This is a genomic window from Halomonas citrativorans, assembly GCF_900163645.1.
Classification (GTDB): domain Bacteria; phylum Pseudomonadota; class Gammaproteobacteria; order Pseudomonadales; family Halomonadaceae; genus Vreelandella; species Vreelandella citrativorans.
In genome coordinates this window covers 59,025-78,434 of sequence record NZ_FUKM01000046.1, presented here as the reverse complement: position 1 = coordinate 78,434, position 19,410 = coordinate 59,025, and the positions used below count along the sequence as shown (strand labels likewise).

General features: G+C 52.7%; 17 protein-coding genes, 1 other RNA gene and 1 pseudogene. 12 read left to right on the top strand and 7 right to left on the bottom strand.

Going from position 1 to position 19,410, the window contains the following annotated elements:
• Positions 1 to 12 precede the first annotated feature (12 nt).
• The 3 genes from CZ787_RS10155 to CZ787_RS10145 all read left to right on the top strand — a co-directional run bounded on the left by CZ787_RS10155 (position 13) and on the right by CZ787_RS10145 (position 3,224).
• A complete protein-coding gene (locus CZ787_RS10155) occupies positions 13 to 642 on the top strand; it encodes a histidine phosphatase family protein (protein WP_087108773.1) in 630 nt (209 codons plus the stop codon).
• Between the two features lie 64 nt (positions 643 to 706).
• On the top strand, positions 707 to 1,195 hold the full coding sequence (locus tag CZ787_RS10150; RefSeq protein WP_087108771.1) for a C40 family peptidase: 489 nt from the start codon (positions 707 to 709) through the stop codon (positions 1,193 to 1,195).
• A 256-nt stretch (positions 1,196 to 1,451) separates the two neighbouring features.
• Entirely contained in the window at positions 1,452 to 3,224 is a 1,773-nt protein-coding gene (locus tag CZ787_RS10145; RefSeq protein WP_087108769.1) for a putative bifunctional diguanylate cyclase/phosphodiesterase, read from the top strand.
• 23 nt (positions 3,225 to 3,247) lie between these two features.
• Here CZ787_RS10145 and CZ787_RS10140 read toward each other — a convergent pair whose 3' ends face one another.
• The gene (locus tag CZ787_RS10140; protein WP_087108766.1) at positions 3,248 to 3,844 is read right to left on the bottom strand and encodes a putative metalloprotease CJM1_0395 family protein; all 597 of its coding nucleotides are present in this window, start codon (positions 3,842 to 3,844) and stop codon (positions 3,248 to 3,250) included.
• Positions 3,845 to 3,970: 126 nt separating this feature from the next.
• Between CZ787_RS10140 and CZ787_RS10135 the strand changes: the two genes are divergently transcribed.
• The 4 genes from CZ787_RS10135 to CZ787_RS10120 all read left to right on the top strand — a co-directional run bounded on the left by CZ787_RS10135 (position 3,971) and on the right by CZ787_RS10120 (position 8,425).
• The gene (locus CZ787_RS10135) at positions 3,971 to 4,198 is read left to right on the top strand and encodes a DUF2835 family protein (protein WP_087108764.1); all 228 of its coding nucleotides are present in this window, start codon (positions 3,971 to 3,973) and stop codon (positions 4,196 to 4,198) included.
• A gap of 235 nt (positions 4,199 to 4,433) precedes the next feature.
• Complete coding sequence (locus CZ787_RS10130) at positions 4,434 to 5,012, top strand: antibiotic biosynthesis monooxygenase (RefSeq protein WP_087108762.1); 579 nt, start codon at positions 4,434 to 4,436, stop codon at positions 5,010 to 5,012.
• Between the two features lie 127 nt (positions 5,013 to 5,139).
• Entirely contained in the window at positions 5,140 to 5,811 is a 672-nt protein-coding gene (locus CZ787_RS10125) for a glutathione S-transferase (protein WP_087108760.1), read from the top strand.
• Positions 5,812 to 5,818: 7 nt separating this feature from the next.
• Entirely contained in the window at positions 5,819 to 8,425 is a 2,607-nt protein-coding gene (locus tag CZ787_RS10120; protein ID WP_087108758.1) for an EAL domain-containing protein, read from the top strand.
• Between the two features lie 82 nt (positions 8,426 to 8,507).
• Here the strand turns inward: CZ787_RS10120 and nhaD are convergent, their stop codons facing one another.
• Positions 8,508 to 9,983 (bottom strand): sodium:proton antiporter NhaD, encoded by a 1,476-nt coding sequence (nhaD, locus tag CZ787_RS10115; protein WP_087108756.1) that lies wholly within the window; start codon positions 9,981 to 9,983, stop codon positions 8,508 to 8,510.
• 505 nt (positions 9,984 to 10,488) lie between these two features.
• On the opposite strand from nhaD, the gene CZ787_RS10110 reads away from it, so the two are divergent.
• Both CZ787_RS10110 and CZ787_RS10105 read left to right on the top strand, forming a co-directional pair.
• Positions 10,489 to 11,457, top strand: coding sequence for a TAXI family TRAP transporter solute-binding subunit (locus CZ787_RS10110; protein ID WP_087108754.1), 969 nt, complete (start codon positions 10,489 to 10,491; stop codon positions 11,455 to 11,457).
• An 85-nt stretch (positions 11,458 to 11,542) separates the two neighbouring features.
• A complete protein-coding gene (locus tag CZ787_RS10105; RefSeq protein ID WP_087108752.1) occupies positions 11,543 to 13,333 on the top strand; it encodes a TRAP transporter permease in 1,791 nt (596 codons plus the stop codon).
• Positions 13,334 to 13,362: 29 nt separating this feature from the next.
• On the opposite strand, the gene CZ787_RS10100 is transcribed toward CZ787_RS10105, so the two are convergent.
• The 3 genes and pseudogenes from CZ787_RS10100 to CZ787_RS10090 form a co-directional block, all read right to left on the bottom strand.
• Positions 13,363 to 13,908, bottom strand: coding sequence for a hypothetical protein (locus CZ787_RS10100; RefSeq protein ID WP_087108749.1), 546 nt, complete (start codon positions 13,906 to 13,908; stop codon positions 13,363 to 13,365).
• A 59-nt stretch (positions 13,909 to 13,967) separates the two neighbouring features.
• A complete protein-coding gene (locus CZ787_RS10095) occupies positions 13,968 to 14,927 on the bottom strand; it encodes a calcium/sodium antiporter (protein ID WP_087109139.1) in 960 nt (319 codons plus the stop codon).
• 121 nt (positions 14,928 to 15,048) lie between these two features.
• Positions 15,049 to 15,228 (bottom strand): annotated as a pseudogene (locus tag CZ787_RS10090) (hemolysin); the annotation flags it as partial.
• A 178-nt stretch (positions 15,229 to 15,406) separates the two neighbouring features.
• Between CZ787_RS10090 and CZ787_RS10085 the strand changes: the two are divergent.
• From CZ787_RS10085 to CZ787_RS10075, 3 genes are all read left to right on the top strand, one after another.
• Positions 15,407 to 16,084 (top strand): metal-binding protein ZinT, encoded by a 678-nt coding sequence (locus tag CZ787_RS10085; protein WP_087108747.1) that lies wholly within the window; start codon positions 15,407 to 15,409, stop codon positions 16,082 to 16,084.
• 150 nt (positions 16,085 to 16,234) lie between these two features.
• The gene (locus CZ787_RS10080) at positions 16,235 to 16,633 is read left to right on the top strand and encodes a lysozyme inhibitor LprI family protein (protein ID WP_087108745.1); all 399 of its coding nucleotides are present in this window, start codon (positions 16,235 to 16,237) and stop codon (positions 16,631 to 16,633) included.
• A 211-nt stretch (positions 16,634 to 16,844) separates the two neighbouring features.
• On the top strand, positions 16,845 to 18,206 hold the full coding sequence (locus CZ787_RS10075; protein WP_087108743.1) for a GntP family permease: 1,362 nt from the start codon (positions 16,845 to 16,847) through the stop codon (positions 18,204 to 18,206).
• A 182-nt stretch (positions 18,207 to 18,388) separates the two neighbouring features.
• On the opposite strand, the gene ssrA is transcribed toward CZ787_RS10075, so the two are convergent.
• Positions 18,389 to 18,767: a transfer-messenger RNA gene (gene ssrA / locus CZ787_RS10070) on the bottom strand.
• 45 nt (positions 18,768 to 18,812) lie between these two features.
• Entirely contained in the window at positions 18,813 to 19,304 is a 492-nt protein-coding gene (gene smpB / locus CZ787_RS10065; RefSeq protein WP_087108742.1) for an SsrA-binding protein SmpB, read from the bottom strand.
• Positions 19,305 to 19,410 lie beyond the last annotated feature (106 nt).

Here is a 19,410-nt window from a genome sequence, read left to right as displayed (position 1 = left end):
GAGGAGTTCTGAATGCGGTTTCCTGATGCTGATGTCACCACCATTGATTTGCTGCGCCATGGCGAACCCGTTGGCGGGCGTATGCTGCGCGGTTCTACTGACCATCCGCTGAGTGAAACCGGCTGGCAGCAGGTAACGGATGCCATCATGCGCCATACCGTTGACGGCAGGCCGCCTTACGATGCGGTGCTTACCTCGCCGCTTATGCGCTGTCGTGAGTTTGCGTTGTGGTTAGGTGAAGAGTTTGAATTGCCAGTACAGATTGAAGACGATCTCGCTGAACTGCACTTGGGGCGCTGGGAGGGCAAAACCCACGCTGAGGTGTTTAGCGAGGAGGGCTCCGCGCCGATGAGCGCTTTCTGGAACAGCCCTGAGGCTGTATCACCACCGCAGGGCGAGGCGATGGATGTTTTTGATTCGCGGCTTGCTGAGGTATGGCAAAACGTGCTGGCGAATCCGCCCGGTAAGCATGTGCTGGTAGTGGCGCATCTGTTTGTTTGCAATGGCCTGCTGCGCCAGGTACTGGGGCAGCCGTTAGGGCGCGTATTGGCGATGGATTTGCCTTACGCTGCGATGAGTCGTGTACGCCACGAACGCCATGCGTTAGGCGAAACCAGCTTTATTGAGTGGATTGGCCGTTAGTTGAACTTGGCGCTGCCCTCCCGTTTGCGCCATGATAAGGGCATTGCCACAAGGAGAGCTGCTAATGCCCATCACGTTGGGAAGGTTTACGTTCGCTTTGATGATGTTAATGTGGCTTTCGGGCTGTGCCAGCCGTGATGTCGCTATCGCACCCCCCTCATCGCCTGCCGAATCCCGCGAAGGGCTCTCCATGGAGCGCGTGCTGATTCTGGCCCACGCTCAGCAGGCCATTGGCACGCCTTACCGCTTTGGCGGCAATACGCCCGACGGCCTCGACTGCTCGGGGCTTGTTGAAATGGCGTATCGCGCGGCCGGTATGCGCGTACCGCGCACCGCAGACGAACAGTTCCGTGCGCTACCTTCAGCCAATACCCCCAAACCTGGCGACCTGCTCTTCTTTGGAGAGCGTAGCAAGGCCACGCATGTAGGCATCTATCGCGGCAACCAGCAGATGATCCACGCACCGGGAAGTGGTCGCGCCGTGGTCAGCGTTCCCTTGGATATCGATTACTGGCAGCAGCGCTTTTTAGGCGCCGCTGCACTTGCGCCTTGATACCTTGCCTGCTCCTTTAACGCGCATAGTTACGTATTACATCCTGAGTTATGGGACGTAAGGTCGCTTTCTAATCAGTTCTCTCCAGGCCGAAAAAGTAGCCCTAATGTATGAAAATACCTCATAAGATCAAGGACACGAGACTGATCGACGGTGATAGTATGTCTCGTTACCTTTTATTAAAAAGCGCGTAAATGTCAGTAGAGAGGCTGCCTGGTAGCACGCCTTTTAGGCGCGAATGGACAGGAGCCTAGCTATGTATCCGCCTACCCACATACCGCCAAAAGCCCCGTTTTCGCGCCAAGTGGACGTTATACCGGTGAAGGGCGCGGACGCTAAACGCTCACCTGACGAAACCGCCTTTTTATTCGCTAACGAAGCGATCATCATTACCGATCGAGACAATCGAGTCCTGGACGTCAACCCGGCTTTTTGTGAGCTATCCGGGCTTACGCTCGACGAAGTCAAAGGTAAAACACCGGAAGCGTTTAGCATTCTTCCGCTAGAAGATGGCCGTACGGCTCACTTGATGAGCGAAGAGCTCAGGCTGCGTGATCGTAGCAAGCATCAGGTGAGTTACCGGAGTCATGACGGGCAGTATTATCCAGGCATGATGTCGGTCAACCGGGTGCGTGATAAGCAGGGAGGTATCGACCACCACATTATTGTACTGGCCGATTTGTCGGCGATTCCGGCCCATGCGCGGCACTTGAATCGAGACGTCTATTTTGATGCGCTGACAGGTCTGCCCAATTTACAGCTATTAACGCAATTGATTCAGGAGTCGATTCAGCACGCGGACCGGAAAGGGCTGCCGCTTGCCATTTGCTCGCTGGATATCGATCTCTTTCAAACGATAAACGAGCGCTTGGGTGCCGAGATGGGAGATACCTTACTCTCCTCATTTGCACAGCGCGTGGGTCATCTGCTGTTTGGTGACGATGTGTTGGCGCGTGTCGGTGGCGATGAGTTTGTGTTGCTGCTGCATCATGGCGTAGACGACGCGTTTTTTGAAAAATTGCTGGCGGCGATCCGCAAGCCGATGGTGATTGAAGGCCAGAGTATTTACCTGACCGTAAGCTTGGGTATTACGCTTTATCCCAATGATCATGTGCAGGGCGATATGCTGCTGCGCCACGCCAATCAGGCCATGTACCGTGCCAAACAGCGTGGACGCGATACGTTTCACTTTTTCGATCCGGACCTTGATAAGCTGCTTCAGGTACGCCACGAACAGCGACAGCGTTTTATCGATGCTCTCCAGCACGATGAATTACAGCTCTATTTTCAGCCGCAGGTCGATATGCGCTTGGGGCAAGTGGTGGGGGTGGAGGCGCTTGTCCGCTGGCAGCATCCTGATAAGGGGTTGCTGCTACCCGGACAATTCCTTCCCCACATAGACACCTCATCGCTGGAAATAGATCTGGGGGAGTGGGTGCTGACACAGGCGCTTGAACAACTTGCCCAGTGGCAGCGCTTGGGCATTACAATACCGATTAGCGTCAATATCAGCCCTACGCATTTGTTGATCAGCAATTTTAGCCAGCGCCTGGCTGAGCTATTAGCGGGCTATCCACAAATATCACCGCGTATGCTGAAGCTTGAGGTGCTGGAAAGTGCAGCCATGCATGATGTGCAGGCGGCGCTTAAAAATATTGAGCGCTGCCAAGCGCTTGGGGTGGGGCTCGCGATTGACGATTTCGGCACGGGTTACTCATCGCTTACCCATTTGCGACAGCTGCCAGTAGATCTGATTAAAATCGACCAAAGCTTTGTGCGCGATATGCTCAGCGACCCCAACGATATGGCCATTGTGGAAAGCGTGATCTATATGGCTAATCGTTTTAACCGACCCATGCTGGCAGAGGGCGTGGAAACGCTGGCGCACGCCAAGGCGCTCATGAAATTAGGCTGCTTTCTTGCCCAAGGGTTTGGTATCGCCAAGCCCATGCCTGCCGACGCGTTGCCCACTTGGCTTTCGCGATGGCCGTTACGAGCCGATTGGCAGTCGCTTACACAACTTCCATAAGCGCTGCGGCTTCGGGGCAGTGGTTAAGCGGCTTGCCCCGAGTTGGCCGCTTCAGGCTCGTTCTGCTCAGCTTCACTCTGCGCAGATCTTGTGGCGCTCTCTTGCTGGGAAGCCTCAAGGCGGGCTTCCAGCAAGTATTGGCGGGCTTGGGCGGCTACCTGCACGTCTTTTGGCGACGGGTCGGCTGGCGCCAGCGCGGCAGCAATCACCGTCTGCATTTTCTCTATGGTGGCCTGTGGGTCACCCGGGATAGGGCCGTAATCGATAGGCACTTCACCCGCAACGGCATACTTCTTTCCATCGGGGCCTATTTCATATTCGTAAGTGGCGCCGCCAGTATAGGCCCCGCCGGTAATTTGGTGAGCCATCTCATGCTGACGAACATCCCGGTCGGTCTGCTTTAACTGCTCAACCAGCTTGATTTCTTCAGGCGCTAGAGGCGTTCCATCGGGTCGCGTGGGGGCGGCCGCCGCCTCACCATCTGTTTGGGTCGTTTCGTCTTCGGAGGTGGAAGGCGCTTCTAGCGTGTCCTCGGTGTCGTCAGTCGTCGTCGACCCACGATGGGAGGTCGTGGTATATGCTGCCCCAACCGGGGAAAAAGCACTGATGGTCGCATCCATAAGCAGTTACCGCCGTTTGAGTCATTACGTTATTGTACGGTTGCGTTACTATAGCGCATTCGTAAACCAATAGAAGCGTGCAAGGGCATGTCACTTGCTGCATAACCGTTTTTAACTGATACCGCTATGCCGTCCATTGATGTGATTCTCCATCTTAGCCCCGATGAATGCCTGGCCCATTATGAAGGGCGCGTTGCCAACGTGCGTACCCGCAGCGTGGATGGGCGTTGGGTGGTGTTTCCCTCCGACGCTATTCGACGTGTGGTAGGGAAAAACGGTGTTCATGGCGTTTTTCGGCTGGAGTTTTCAGCGCAAGGGCGCTTTACGAGTATCCATCCGCTCTCTTATCGTTAATGCATAGGCTGCACGCTTAGAGTGCTTAGCCGAAGGCGGAGTGCAAATACGAGTGCTTAAGATGGCTTAGCGCCACCTGTTAAATAACCCACATGGCGTTGCTATTGTCTATATAATTACGTCATCTCATAAGCGGTATCCCTCGCTTATGCCGTTAACGCGATCAGGCTTATCCGCCGGATCGTTTACAACCTGCTTACCCAGTATTGGTTGTGGTTATATCAGGAGATATACCATGTCTGCCTCACCTGTCACATTGATGGTAGCTCGGCGCATTGCCAGTGGCCGTTACCATGATTTTAATCGGTGGTTGAACGAAGGTCGCGAGCTAGCGGCTGATTTTCCTGGTTATCTGGGCTCAGGAGTGCTTGCGCCACCCGAGCATCACGATGAATATCAGATTATTTTCCGCTTTAGCAGCAGTGAAACGCTCCATGCATGGGAGCACTCGGCTTCACGTCATGCCTGGCTTGTGCGCGGCAGGGGGCTTTATGATGCGCCTCATGAGCACCGTGCCACGGGGTTGGATGCCTGGTTTCAAACCGGCTCAGGCAGTGTGCCGCCTCGCTGGAAGCAGGCCGTTGCCGTTTGGTTGGCCTTTTTTCCTATCTCGTTACTCTTTCAGTGGGTATTTGGCGGTATGTTGGCCGATTGGGCGCTGATTCCGCGCGTGTTAGTGAGCACTCTGATATTAACGCCGGTGATGGTATTTGTGTTTATTCCACTCTCCACACGGCTACTGTCGCCTTGGCTGCAAGGGAAGTGGTCACCAATGGATAGATGGATACATCTGCGGCGCATTAATCGAACATAAGACTTTTTTTACCTGGATATATGTACTCCATGAGGGGCAACGCTGCTACGCTAAATAAGCTTGCAGTAAAAGGACAGTTGCTGCGGGCCTAGCGCCTGCGTGTTATATCGCCTTCATGGAGTACTTTATGATTCACGTCCATCATTTGGAAAAGTCGCGTTCACATCGAATTTTATGGCTTCTCGAAATACTTGCGTTGGACTATGACATTCATGTGTATCAGCGTGATCGTAAAACTCAGCAGGCGCCTGCGGCACTAAAAAACATTCATCCTTTAGGTAAGTCCCCAGTCATTATGGATGGCGAATTAGTGATTGCAGAGTCAGGGGCAATCATTGATTACTTACTACATACCTACGGCAAAGAGCGCTTGCAACCCTCTGTCGATAATATCGCCGACTGGGTTGATTACCGCTATTGGCTACATTATGCCGAAGGCTCTTTAATGCCACTGCTGGTGATGCAACTGGTATTTAAAAAGATACCCGCACAGTCTCCCTGGTTAATTAAACCGCTCGCTAAAGGCATTGGCGATAAGGTGAGTCAGCAATTTTTAGCGCCTCAGCTTAAGCAGTATCTGGGCTTTATCGAAGATCATTTAGCGCGTAAAGAGAACTTTGCAGGTGAGTGGCCAAGCGGGGCCGATATTCAAATGAGCTTTCCTCTTCAGGCCATAGCTGCCACCCAAACGCTGACAACGTATCCCGCTATTATGCGGTTTGTAGCGCGTATTGACGCTGACCCTGCTTGGCAGCGTGTGGTCGAGCGCGCAGGCCCGCTCACCGTGCCAGGCGAGTAGCAGGACGATGCAGGATAAGGCTGGATGCGTTACCCACCCGCCGTGGTTGATATCAGGACGACTGCTTGCTCGTACACGTAGAAGCGCTATTAAGGCCGCTGCGTTGCTGAGCCTCTGGAGTTTGGCTTTTTCAAGCATGGCCAGCGACACCTTATTGGTGGGCGTTTATAACAATCCGCCAAAAATATTCGTAGATGACCAGGGGCATTTGCGCGGCATTTTGGGTGAGCTGCTTGAAGCGATTGCACAAGAAGAGGATTGGCAGCTTGAGAGTATTGCCTGCGAATTTCACAACTGTCTTACTCTGCTTGAACAGGGTGATATCGATATATTGCCTGGGACTGCCTGGGGTGAAGAGCGTGGTGAACGTATCGCGTTTCATCGTGAACCGATTATCCAAAGTTGGTCGCAGCTTTATCAGCGCGAAAACGAGCGGGTCGAGGCGATTCTTGATCTTGAACAAAAACGCGTCGCCATTGTAGATGGCTCTATTCAACAGAACTACCTGAGCGCCGTGACAGAACGCTTCGGTGTTTCGGTCACCTGGTTGCCCGTGGATAGCTATGCGGATACTTTTCAAGCAGTGGCCATGGGGGATGCGGACCTGGCGGTTACCGACCATATCTTCGGAGACTGGCGCGCGCAGGACTATGGACTATATGAAGCGCCCATCATCTTTCAACCTATCCGGCTGTTCTATGCCGGGTCGCCTACTTTGTCGGCAACCATACTGGACCGTATCGACGATGTGTTACGTGGTTGGAAGCAAAATCCACGTTCAGTGTATTTTAGGATACTGCGTTCCTGGCGTGCCGAAACACCACCCGATACGATCTCTACCTGGTTATGGGGCGGGCTGGGTCTGTTAACGGCGCTACTTGCTGTGGCGCTAGGCAGTGCATGGTGGCTTAAACGACGTGTCACGTTAAATAGGGCACAGCTCGACGCCAATGAGGCCATGCTGACCACTATTCTTAATAACGTGGACGCCTGCATCTATATCAAAACACCCTCGTTACATTACCAGTTTGTCAACCAGCGGGTGGTTGAACTCTTTGGGCTGCCGAAAGAGCAAATTCTGGGTAAGAGCGATGAGGCATTTTTTGATAGCACAACCGCGAATGAAATAGCCCAGATTGACCGCAGTGTGATGGAATCAGGCAAAAAAATAACGCTCGAAGAGAGGAACGTACTACAACACAACGATAAGGTTCGCACGTTTGTTACTATTAAAATGCCGTTATCCCTCTCCCCAGGCGAGCCCGCGAGTCTGTGCGGTATTTCCACTGAACTAACCGATTACCTTGAGCTGCAATCGCGTACCAATCATCTGGCGTTTTACGATGCGCTGACAGGTCTGCCTAATCGACGCTTATTGATGGAGTCGTTAAGCGGGAAAATTGAGCAGGAGAATACGCCCCATCTCTATAGCGCACTGCTGACCATTGATCTGGATAACTTTCATCTCGTTAACGATATTCAGGGCCATGAAAGTGGCGACCAGTTGTTAATTGATGTGGCCAAGCAGGTGCGGCCGCTGTTACCAGAAGGGGCTGTGTTGGCCCGCTTTAGTGGGGATGAGTTTGTTGCGCTACTGGCAAAGCTGGGCGAGCATCAGGCGGATGCTGCGCTAAGCGCTGAACGCACAGCTAAGCAGTTGTTGGACGCTATCTCCAAACTGCGTACGGGGCGTTCGCTGCCCGTCAACGCCAGTATTGGTATTACGCTATTCGATGGCTCTGATCATAGTATGAACAGCGTGCTCCAACAGGCCGACTTGGCACTTCAGCAGGCTAAAGCCGCGGGTGGGAATACGCTGCGCTTTTTTAATCGCAGTATGCAAACACGCTTGATCGAGCGGGCCAACCTTGAAGCCGATTTACACCATGCGCTGGCACGTCATGAGCTGGCGTTGCACTATCAAACTCAGGTAAATCATCAAGGCATTACCACCGGTGTGGAGGCGCTTTTACGCTGGTGTCACCCCCAGCGAGGCTGGGTGCCGCCATCGACCTTTATTCCTCTAGCAGAAGAGAATGGGCTAATTATACCCATTGGTTATTGGGTGCTTCATTCTGCCTGCGAGCAGCTTGCCAAGTGGGCCAACCAGGCCCCTTATGCTGCGCTGACGATTTCCGTTAACGTGAGCTCGGTACAGTTTCAGCAGCCTGAATTTGTACGCAACTTGGAAGGTCTTCTTGCTCAGACCCAAGCGCCGCCTGGGCGGCTGGTGCTGGAAGTCACCGAAAGCCTGTTAATGCGTGATCCAACACGTGTGCGCAATACAATGCTCAAATTGCGCGCGCAAGGTGTTCGCTTTGCGATTGATGACTTTGGTACTGGCTACTCGTCGTTAAGCTATCTTAAACGACTGCCCTTGGATGAACTAAAGATTGACCAGTCGTTTATCCGCGAGCTTTTAACCGATAAAGCGGATGCGGCCATCGTCGATACCACCATTTTGTTGGCAGTGAGCCTTGGGTTAACGGTGGTAGCCGAAGGGGTCGAGAAGCAAGAGCAACTGGATTGGCTAAAAGGTCATGGCTGTTATCGTTATCAGGGCTACCTGTTTGGCCGACCGACACCCATTGATCGCTTGTTTGAAAGCTACTAAAAAGCTAAACGATAACGCCCTGGATAAGGGCGTTATCTATTATGGTGAGGGCGTGTGTTAAAAAACAGCGTATCAATCTGTCTTAAGAGGCGGTAAAGCTTCCTGCATTAAGCCATAAATGAACGGCAATACTGGCGATGTAGCCCAATAGAATAACCGGCGTCCAGCGCAAGTGGCCCATAAAGGTATAAGAGCCGCGTGCTTGGCCCATAACCGCAACGCCAGCTGCTGAACCAATAGAGAGCAGGCTGCCTCCAACACCGGCGGTTAGGGTGATCAACAGCCACTGCCCGTCAGACATTTCGGGCTGCATGGTGAGCACTGCAAACATCACGGGAATGTTATCCACCACAGCGGAGACCACCCCCAACACAATGTTCGCCCACGTGGCATCCCAGTTGGTATAAAGCGCATCGGACAGCAGGCTAAGATAGCCCATAAAGCCAAGCCCACCTACGCACATCACCACGCCGTAGAAAAACAGCAGTGTGTCCCACTCGGCCCGTGCCACGCGGTTAAATACGTCAAACGGTACCACGCTACCTAATTGCGCCAGTTTCTTGTTATCCCCACGACGACTGTAGCGTTCACGCTTACGCTCCAGCGAACGGGGCAGGCTCTTGCGTAGGTAGAAGCCAAAGAACTGAAGATAACCAAGCCCTGTCATCATGCCGAGCACGGGCGGCAAGTTCAGGAATGTGTGGCACATGACGGCGGTTAGAATAGTCAGTAAGAAAAGCACGATAATCCGTCGTGCACCGCGTTTCAGTTGCACATCCTCATGCACGCTATCGGGCTTTTGATCCTTGATAAACAGGCTCATGATCATGGCCGGAATCAGGAAGTTAACCAAGGAAGGGAGGAAAAGAGTAAAAAACTCCTGGAACTGAAGAATACCTGCCTGCCATACCATCAGCGTGGTGATGTCCCCAAATGGGCTAAAGGCGCCCCCCGCATTGGCGGCGACCACAATATTAATGCACGCCAGGTTAATAAAGCGCTTGTCACCTTCGGCCACCTTGGTAATGACGGCACACATTAGCAGCGCGGTGGTTAAGTTATCGGCAATCGGTGAAAGAATAAATGCCAAGCCGCCGGTCAGCCAGAAAAGCGTGCGATAGTTAAATCCTTTACGCAGCATCCAGGAGCGCAAAGCATCAAATACTCGACGCTCCTCCATGGCGTTGATATACGTCATGGCCACCAGCAGGAACAGCATCAGCTCGGTGAACTCTAAAAGGGTCATGCGAAACGCATATTCTGAGGTTTCTGACATGCCGTTTTGAACATACACCCAGCCGATGAGGCTCCAAATAATACCTGCCGCTATTAGCACTGGCTTGGATTTACGCATATGAATCTTTTCTTCTGCCATCACCAAGGCATATGCCAAAACAAAAATGGCGACAGCAAAAAAACCGATAAAAGATGTCGTTAAATCAATCTCACCCGTCACAGCAAAGGTCGACACACTATAGAAAAATAGTAAGGGGGCTAACAAAAAAAGCCAGCGACGAGAAAATCTCGGCTGGCTTGGGTCGCAATCCTGCGTCAACATGATGCGTTTATCCTTATTTAAAGGTGGTAGGAAGGGTTAATAAGCGGCGTTAAGTATAACAACTTGCCTATTTTCTAAATAAAGAATAAAACCGAATAAAGATCGTTTATTAACTCGCTATGGCATCTTTTTTTAGCAAATTACCCATTTAGCTAATGGTAAGTTTGTTGGTAAAGTGCGATACATTTTAACAGTGATTAATCTTTATGATAATAAACCAAAGTTGCAAGCGATAAGCGATGCAGTAAGACGAACGATGAGTGCCATACTTTGTTTGCCATTATTGCCCGTCAGTGCTGCCTATGCATCGAATTCAGTGCTGGATAGGGCTGTCTTGGTAGGGCTACTCCGTTGAGGCACAGCGTTCCTGCTCGGCGTATTACATGCTAATGTTAGCGGCGCTAGGCGGGGCACTGTTCACGACCTGGCCCGCTGGCGTTTATTATTCTTTCAGCGCGACAAAAAAATCAGGCCGTTGAGGTCGCTGGATACCAGGAATTGACACATGCTCCCCTTTCTACGCTCTGCTTTATGCACGCCCTTACTCGTAGCCACCACGCTTTCACTTAGCCTGGCCGCTCAAGCGGAAACTCGCGTTACCTACAAATCGGCAACGGCGGGAACGGCTTATTATCAGATGGGTGTCGAGTTATCAGAAGCCATTCGCCAGGGCACGGATGACGCTATTATTCTTACCCTGGAAGAGAGCCAAGGCTCGGTGCAAAACGTGATGGAAGTCATGGCGCGCCAGGGTAACTATGTTTTTACCACGCCGCCTGCGTTGGTTGACCAGGCCATGGCGGGTGAAGGGCCTTTTGCTGAACGCCAGAGTCCACGTTTTCAGGAGATTCGCGGCCTGTTTCCCATTCCAGCGATTACCATGCACTTCATTCTGGGCGAGGATAAAGGCGTAGTGGGTATTGAGGAACTTGAAGATAAACATATCCTGATTGGCCGGGGCACGTTCGGCGCACGTGAAGCCGCACGTTACCTGGCGCTGTTTGGATTGGAAGAGAGTGTACAGGTCGCCGATGCTGCCTTGGGCAGTGGCCCCGACGCGTTGAAAAACGGACAGATTGACGGCTTTGTAACCGCAAGCTCTTACCCAACGCCCAATATTATCGAAGTGGCTGCGAGCATGCCGATTGCGATGGTGAGTCTCACTGACGAGCAGATCGACATGACCGGCGCACCGCGTCAGGTAATTCCTGGCGGTACCTACCCAGGTATTGATGAGGACGTACAAACCACGTCGTTACCCGTCATGGCGTATACCACGTCACAAATGGATGACGAAACCGCGTATATGTTGACCAAAACCTTCTGGGAACGCCGTGATGCCATGGCCGAAGAGACCGCGTGGTGGGGCGGTATTACGACTGACCAGCTTGCCAATATGGCAGGTATGCTGCACCCCGGTGCTCTGCGCTATTACGAGGAAGCAGGCATCGACGTTCCCGAATCGCTGCGTTAATTCTCTCCCAGGCAGTGCCGACGCCACGAGGCCCGCTTCGTGGCGTCGCTATTTGTTGTTGACTCGTTTCTGATAGGCATAGGGCATGACACTTTTTTCAACTTCGACGCTAGACGACGAGGCGCCCGCTGCGCGTGGCTGGGTAGCACTGGGCACCTTAAGCGTGGTTTTCCACTTGGGGCTTATCTTTTACGGGTTAACGCCTGCGTTGATTAGTCGCCCGCTGCACATGGCATTGCTGCTACCCTGGGTGCTGATATTTATGGCCAAAACGCCTTGGCAGCGGGCGAGTGGCTGGGTGCTGACACTACTTGGTGTGATGGCCTGCGGTTATATCGCCCTTAACGAAGCATCACTGGCCAACCAGTACGGTTTTATCGATAGCCATCTGCAAATGGGTATTGGGCTTTTTTTGATCGCTCTGGCGCTTGAAGCGGCGCGCCGTGCTATTGGCTGGCCCTTACCGTTGGTTGCGTTGCTCGCTTTGCTGTATGGCGCTTTTGGACAGTATGTGCCTGGCACGTTTGGTCACCCAGGTATTCCCCTGCCAAGCATGGTGGGCACGCTGACCATTGCCGAAGGCGGGCTGTGGGGGTCACTTACCGGTGTCAGTGTGGGCGTCGTCGCGATTTTCGTTATTTTTGGTGCTGTGCTTAACGCGGGCGAGGCAGGTCAAGGATTTATGAATCTGGCAAGTGCCGTGGCGGGCCGGTTAACCGGTGGCGCGGCTAAAGTTTCGGTGATCTCCTCAGCGCTGATGGGGTCCATTTCCGGGTCGGCCTCCGCCAATGTGGCGTCTACCGGGGCCATTACCATTCCCTCCATGGTGCGTTTGCGTTATCCGAAATCCCTGGCAGGGGCGGTGGAAGCAGTGGCCTCCTCGGGTGGGCAAATTATGCCGCCCTTGATGGGTGCGGGTGCTTTCGTCATGGTGGAGCTCACTGGAACCCCCTATACACAGATTATGGCGGCGGCTGTTTTACCGGCGTTTCTTTACTTTCTGACGGTCTGGGTGGGGATTAATGCTTACGCGACTCGGCATGACTTGCAGCCTTTGGATAAAAGCGAGCAACCCAGCCGTAAAGAGGTATTGATTACCTCACTGTTTTTTGCGGTCCCTTTTGTGTTGCTGCTGGCGTGTATTTTTATTAGCGGATACACCCCTCAGTATGCGGCGAGCATTGCCATTTTCGCCAGTTTGGCCCTGCTGTTTTTTAACGTCACACTCCGTTTTTCCCTGTCCGGTTTTATAACCCGGTTTATGCTCGCCATGGTGACCGCTGGGCGGCAGATTGCGATGATTGGCGCGATTATTATTTGCGCCTCGCTGGTGATAGGCGTGCTTTCGCTGACCGGGCTTGGGGTGAAAATTACCTCCGGTATCCTGTCGCTTTCCAACGATATGCTGTGGCCTGCGCTTTTGTTGACGGCACTGGCATGTTTGATTCTGGGCATGGAAGTTCCCACGACGGCCGCCTATGTCATTTGTGTTTCTGTGGCGGGACCTGCACTGACATCGCTTGGGCTTGAACCGCTCCTCGCGCACTTGTTTGTCTTCTGGTATGCGCTACTGTCGACGATTACACCGCCGGTGTGTGGTGGTGTCTTTATCGCGGCGGGCATGGTGGGAGAGAACTGGCTTAAGGTAGCGCTGAAGGCCATGGCGCTGGGCATCGGGCTTTATATCATTCCGTTAGCAATGGTCGCTAACCCTGACATGATTCGGCTTGCCTTTGACCCCGCTGGTGCGCTGTTCGATACCGCCAAGGTGGCTGTAGGCTTGGGGGCGATCTCCTTTGGCGTCATTGTCCATAAAGCGCTCTGGCTGCGCCTGGTGCTTGTGGTGGTGGGCGCGCTGATTATCTTCGCACTCTAGCTTGCCGGGTTCGTCGCTGCCGATGTGCGCTATAAGTGCAGCGGCGAATCCTCATTTAGCGCTGTGGTCGCGTAGATTACCCAGGTATCAATGGCCGGTCCAAGCGAGCGTACCAAGGTTAGCGTATCAGGTGCCTGGACCAGTGCTTCTTCTGCACAAATGCCGGCCTGATAACGACCTTCGATTAATCCATTGGCAACGTCGACGGTTGTCGGTGCCTCAATGATCGTCTTGAACGCGCTTAAATCAGTGTAGTAACGCGTGGCAGGCTGAAGCGCGATGTGCTCTGGTTCGGGAGTATCACGACGGGCGAGCAGCGCCAGCGGCTTACTGCCCGCAATAAACGTATCGACTGGAAAGGCGCGATGCATATAGCGACCTACGCAGTCGGCATGACTGAAGTGGGCCGTACATTGCAGTACATGGGTTAGTTCGCCGGCTTGAAGTGCCTCGAAAGCCGCCTCAAACGTATCGAAGAAAATGCATTGGCCACCTTGCGGTACCCGGTGTTTGAGATAGCGCCCAGCGACCAGCGCATGATTGTTGCCTTCAGGCCCTAGAGTACCAAGAATCATTGTGCTTCCTTATGCCGTTAGCGCCGTATGGTCGAGCTCAAGCCGTTTTCGTACAAAGCCTAACTAATCACCGTAAAACTGGCCGTTAAATACGCTATATATCCTACCAGGAGCAATAACCCCTCACCACGCGATAAGCGTAGGCCGGTATAGAGGAAAGCAATAAGCAGCGCAGAGGCGCCCAGCATTACCCACTGGTCAAAGGATGCCATGCGCTCAACAAGCGGTAGCGGCTGAAGAAAGGCGGAGACGCCCAGTATGCCGAGTAAATTAAAGATATTGCTGCCAAGAATATTGCCCACCGCCACATCGGCATGGCGCCGCAGCGCCGCGATCACCGATACCGCGAGTTCAGGTAGTGAGGTGCCGATAGCCACGATGGTAAGCCCGATAACCGCTTCTGAAATCCCCATCGCCTGAGCAATGCCGACGGCGCCATAAAGCAGCAGTTGGGAGCCGCCGATCAGTAGAGCCAGCCCGGCGGTTAAAGCCACCACGATAAACAGCGTGCTGCTGGGCAATTTGGTCACTTCTTCTGCCTCGGCCGTGTGTAGCTCGGCAGAAGGGGAGTGCTGGCCGCTTTCGCTGCGGTAGGCCCATACCAGATAAGCCGCCAGGCTTGCGAGTAGCACCGACGCATCAAAACGCCCCAAGCTGCCGTTAAACGCTAAAAGAATAAACAGCCCAGTGGCGAGCATCATTACCAACCCATCGCGCTTAAGCGCTTGGGGCTGGGTGGTCAGTGGGCAGATAAGCGCACAAAGGCCCAGAATCAACAAGATATTGCCGATATTGCTGCCGACCACATTGCCAATCGCAATGTCGGGCTGCTGGTTCATGGCGGCATGGATCGAGACCACCAGTTCAGGCGATGAGGTACCAAAGCCGACAATCACCAGTCCGGTAAACAGCGGTGATACGCCCAGCCGTTTGGCCCCGGCGACGGCGCCGCGAATCAATCCTTCGCCACCTAGCGTTAAAAGCACAATACCGGCTAATAAACTCAGTCCATAAAGCAGCATAAAGGGCCTCCCATGTAGCCGAAGCGCTTATTGTTAGTGACTATAAGCATAAACTCGGTGCATGGCGAGACACATTATTTTTCAGCCATAGGGGGTTAAAATATTCGCTAAGGGCCAGCTAGTGAAGGGGTGTGTCGGACGTTACTTGCTTGAGCCAACGCTGCTTGGCATGGTTTCTAAGATTCTGAATTTTATCCGTTTCATCTACAATATCTTGCCCCAAAATCGTTTCGATAACGTCTTCAAGGGTAATAATGCCAAGCCATGTCCCATGTTCATCATGGATCACACGCATATGGTGACGTGTCGGATCCCGCATGATCGTTACGAGGATGGTCGACCAGCTTGCCGCCAAGAACCGTTAGGTGCTTTTAACGCTTCAAGCCAATATGCTTTGTTTGATTAGTGTTATGTTATAAAGTATCTTTATTGCTGGTTCAAGAACCATTCATTTGCTGAAAAAGGAAGTCTGAAAAATGCCATTACTTTCATCAAAAGCACTCAGCGCATTAGCCATCAGCTTGCTGGCATTGGCGGGTATTCAGTCGGTGGTTGCAGATGACAAGCATGAACACCACGACCATGATCACTCCCATGGTCATTCGCACGACCACAGTAGTGATATTTATTCCGGGCATTTCAGTGATGACCAAGTAGCGGACCGTCCTCTTTCCGATTGGGAAGGTGATTGGCAGTCCGTTTATCCTTATTTAGAGGATGGCACGCTGGATGAGGTGTTTGCTCATAAAGCCGAGCATGGCGATAAAACGGCTGAAGAGCACAAGGAGTACTACGACACCGGTTACCAAACAGCGGTTGACCGCATCGTTATTGAAGGCAATAACGTCACTTTTTATGAAGACGGCGAAGAGAGCACGGGCGAGTATCAATATGACGGCTACGAGATTTTAACCTACGACGCAGGCAATCGTGGCGTGAGGTTTATTTTCGAGTTAGAGGGTGAGAGCGCTGAAAATCTTCCTCAGTACATTCAATTCAGCGACCACGATATCTACCCAACCGACGCGCACCACTTTCACCTCTATTGGGGCGATGATCGCGAAGCACTGTTGGAAGAAGTCTCTCACTGGCCGACCTACTATCCGTCCGATTTAGACGGTGATGAAATCGCTGAAGAAATGACCGCTCATTAAGGTCGAGCCACCTTATTTTATAGCTAGTCGATGGGCGCCAGCAGAAATGCTGGCGTTTTGCCGTTATGGGCGAATGAAAAAGAGGCTAACCTGTAAGGCAGGTAGCGTTCTTGCTACCACGTTGGCTTTATTCACCAAATAGGTACGACGATGCGACTACTTTCACGATGGGCAGGCATGTGGCTTTTGATCTTCAGCAGCTTGGTAAGCGCTAATGAAGAGTGTGCTAGCCCTGAAACCCAAGCGGAAATGACGCAGTGTTCAGCGAAAACGTATCAAGCGGCTGATGATGAGCTTAATGAGGCTTATCAGGCATTGATTGGAAGGCTTCATAATAATGCTTTATCGCTTGAGAAGCTCAGAGCGGCCCAGCGCAAGTGGCTTGGTTTTCGTGACGCCGAATGTGCGTTCGAGAGTAGCGCGGTCGAAGGGGGAAGCGCTCAGCCCATGGTGCGTAACGGCTGCCTTGAAGCGCTCACCAAAGCACGCACGCAAAGCCTGCAAGAGCATGCCAGCTGCGAAGAGGGCGACCTTAGCTGTGTAAGGTAAGTAAGTGCGAGGGCGGTTGTGCGATACGGAAAAGCACCTCGGCTGAGAGTGTTTTTTAAATAGCGGTTGTTGGGGTATATCGTTCTCTGCGACAGCCTACTCCTCTCCTTATTGTGTACGCCCTAGCGCCGCTTCGGGTACATTGTGCTGGCTTGCTTAGGTAAGCAGGGATATGCGTCGCGTTGAATAAACAACTGCTTAGGGGAATATCATGGGGCTGGTTTTAATATTACTCATAGTGGTGGGGCTCATTGTACTTGCCACCAGTAAGTGGAAAATACATCCCTTTCTGGCGCTGCTGGGCGCGGCCTTTATCGCTGCCTTTGCGTATCGGTTACCCATAGATACGGTCGTCAGTACGATCACCTCAGGATTTGGCGGAATTCTGGGTTATATAGGTCTCGTAATCGTGTTGGGAACTATCATCGGGGTGATTCTGGAGAAAAGCGGGGCGGCTATTACCATGGCTGATTTCATTATTGCCCGGCTAGGGGATCGCTTTCCTACGCTTACGATGTCGATAATTGGCTATATTGTCTCGATCCCGGTTTTTTGCGACTCCGGATTTATCATTCTCAACTCGCTCAAGGAGTCGCTTGCTAAAAAGCTGCATACCTCGTCGATTACGATGAGCGTAGCGCTGGCTACCGGCCTTTATGCCACGCACACCTTTGTGCCTCCAACGCCGGGTCCTATTGCAGCGGCAGGCAACTTGGGGCTTGAGTCTAACCTTGGATTAGTCATTGCTGCGGGTATTCCTATTGCTGCGGTCGCCGCCATTGCGGGTATGCTTTGGGCGAAGCGCTTTGCGCATACGTCTCCCGACCTGCACGACATGTCTCAGAAGCCAGATGAGCAGTGGCAAGACTGGGAAACGCTTAAAGCCAGTTATGGCCGCTTGCCCAAGCCTATGGCAGCGTTTGCCCCTATCGCCGTGCCTATTTTACTCATTTGTATCGGAACGATTGCCCGCCTACCGGCAGCGCCGGTTGGGGAAGGTACGGTAATGGAAGTACTCAGCCTGCTTGGCCAACCGTTAACGGCTTTGCTGATTGGTCTACTGCTTTCCTGCGCGCTGTTAAAAAGCGATGACAAGGTCGCGGAGTTCAGCGAGCGTATTAGCGAAGGTATCCTGGCAGCGGCGCCGATTTTGCTGATTACCGGTGCCGGTGGTGCCTTTGGTGCCGTGCTCAGCGCTTCGCCGCTGGGTGATTACTTGGGCAGTACGCTATCAACGCTGGGTATCGGTATTTTGATGCCGTTTATCGTCGCGGCCGGGCTGAAAACAGCCCAGGGATCTTCAACCGTTGCGCTCGTGACGACATCTGCATTAGTAGCCCCAATGCTCGACTCGCTAGGCTTGGGGAGCGATATCGGCCGTACACTCACGGTGATGGCCATCGGGGCAGGCGCCATGACGGTCTCGCATGCCAATGATAGTTTCTTCTGGGTCGTCTCGCGCTTTAGCCGTATGAGCGTAGGGCTAGCCTACCGGGCACAGACGATGGCGACGCTCATTCAGGGTGTTACTGCAATGCTCTTGGTTTACGGACTATCGTTGATACTGCTGTAAGTAGCAGCGACTGTTTTATATCTGCATTGCCCTTGGCTACACGTAACCTTGTAGTCAGGGGCTAATGTCGATACGAGGTGATTGGGCAGCTACGTCTAACACGAGTTAAGTATTTATTGGGAGTTTTTGTATATTCCAGACACAAAAAAAGCACCGCTAGGTGCTTGATTTGTAGGGGTGTCTGGTGGAGGCGGCGGGAATTGAACCCGCGTCCGCCAGCACGCGCCTATTGGCTCTACATGCTTAGATTCCGTCATTTGTTTTAACGCCACTGACTCCGACGATCAGGATTCAGCAACGCGAGCCTTCTAAAGTTTAACGCTTGGCGAGAAGACACCACCAAACGCGGTCCTATCAGCTTTAGCTCGTATCCCCTCAATGATGAATAGGCACATCACCTTGGGGCCAGACAAGAAGCTAACAGTTTAAGCTGCTAGCGCGCCTTGAGCGTAGTTTTCGTCATTTGCGACTATTTTTTCGTGATGTGGGATTTACGAGATACATCACGCTCTCGGCATGCACCGCAAGGGTTGTCACCGGCGTCGAAACCATGTCGCCCCCTTATTTCAGATGAGCATTCTAACGTGCTCACACCTGATTGACCAGTTAAGCCTTGTTATGTTCCCGCATAATTCGTCCTTTTTGACGGCTCCAGTCACGATCTTTTTCTGTCGCCCGCTTGTCATGTAGCTGTTTACCGGTCACCAACGCCAATTCGCACTTCACTTTATTGCGCTTCCAATAGAGCTTGAGCGGCACGCAGGTGTGGCCCTTGTCTTGGGTAATCGAAAAGATTTTGGCGATTTCTTTACGATGCAGCAGTAGTTTGCGCGTGCGCGTAGGGTCGGCAATTTCATGAGTGCTTGCTGTATTAAGCGGCATGATGTGGCTGCCAAGCAGGAATGCCTCGCCGTTACGCACCAGAATGTAGGTGTCGGTAAGCTGAGCTTTACCCGCACGCAGGCTTTTGACTTCCCAGCCGGCGAGTGCCAAACCCGCTTCAAAGGTCTCATCGATATGGTATTCGAATCTTGCCTTCTTGTTCTGGGCAATAACGCTGCTGCCGGGGCCCTTGCTGTTACCTTTCTTAGTGGCCATGAAACCTCATCTATAATCTGTCGGTGGCACCCCCTTCGTTATATGGGGAGGCGTGATACCATTCAAGGTCTGAATAAATGTTTCCCATGATACGCTTTGGGCACTG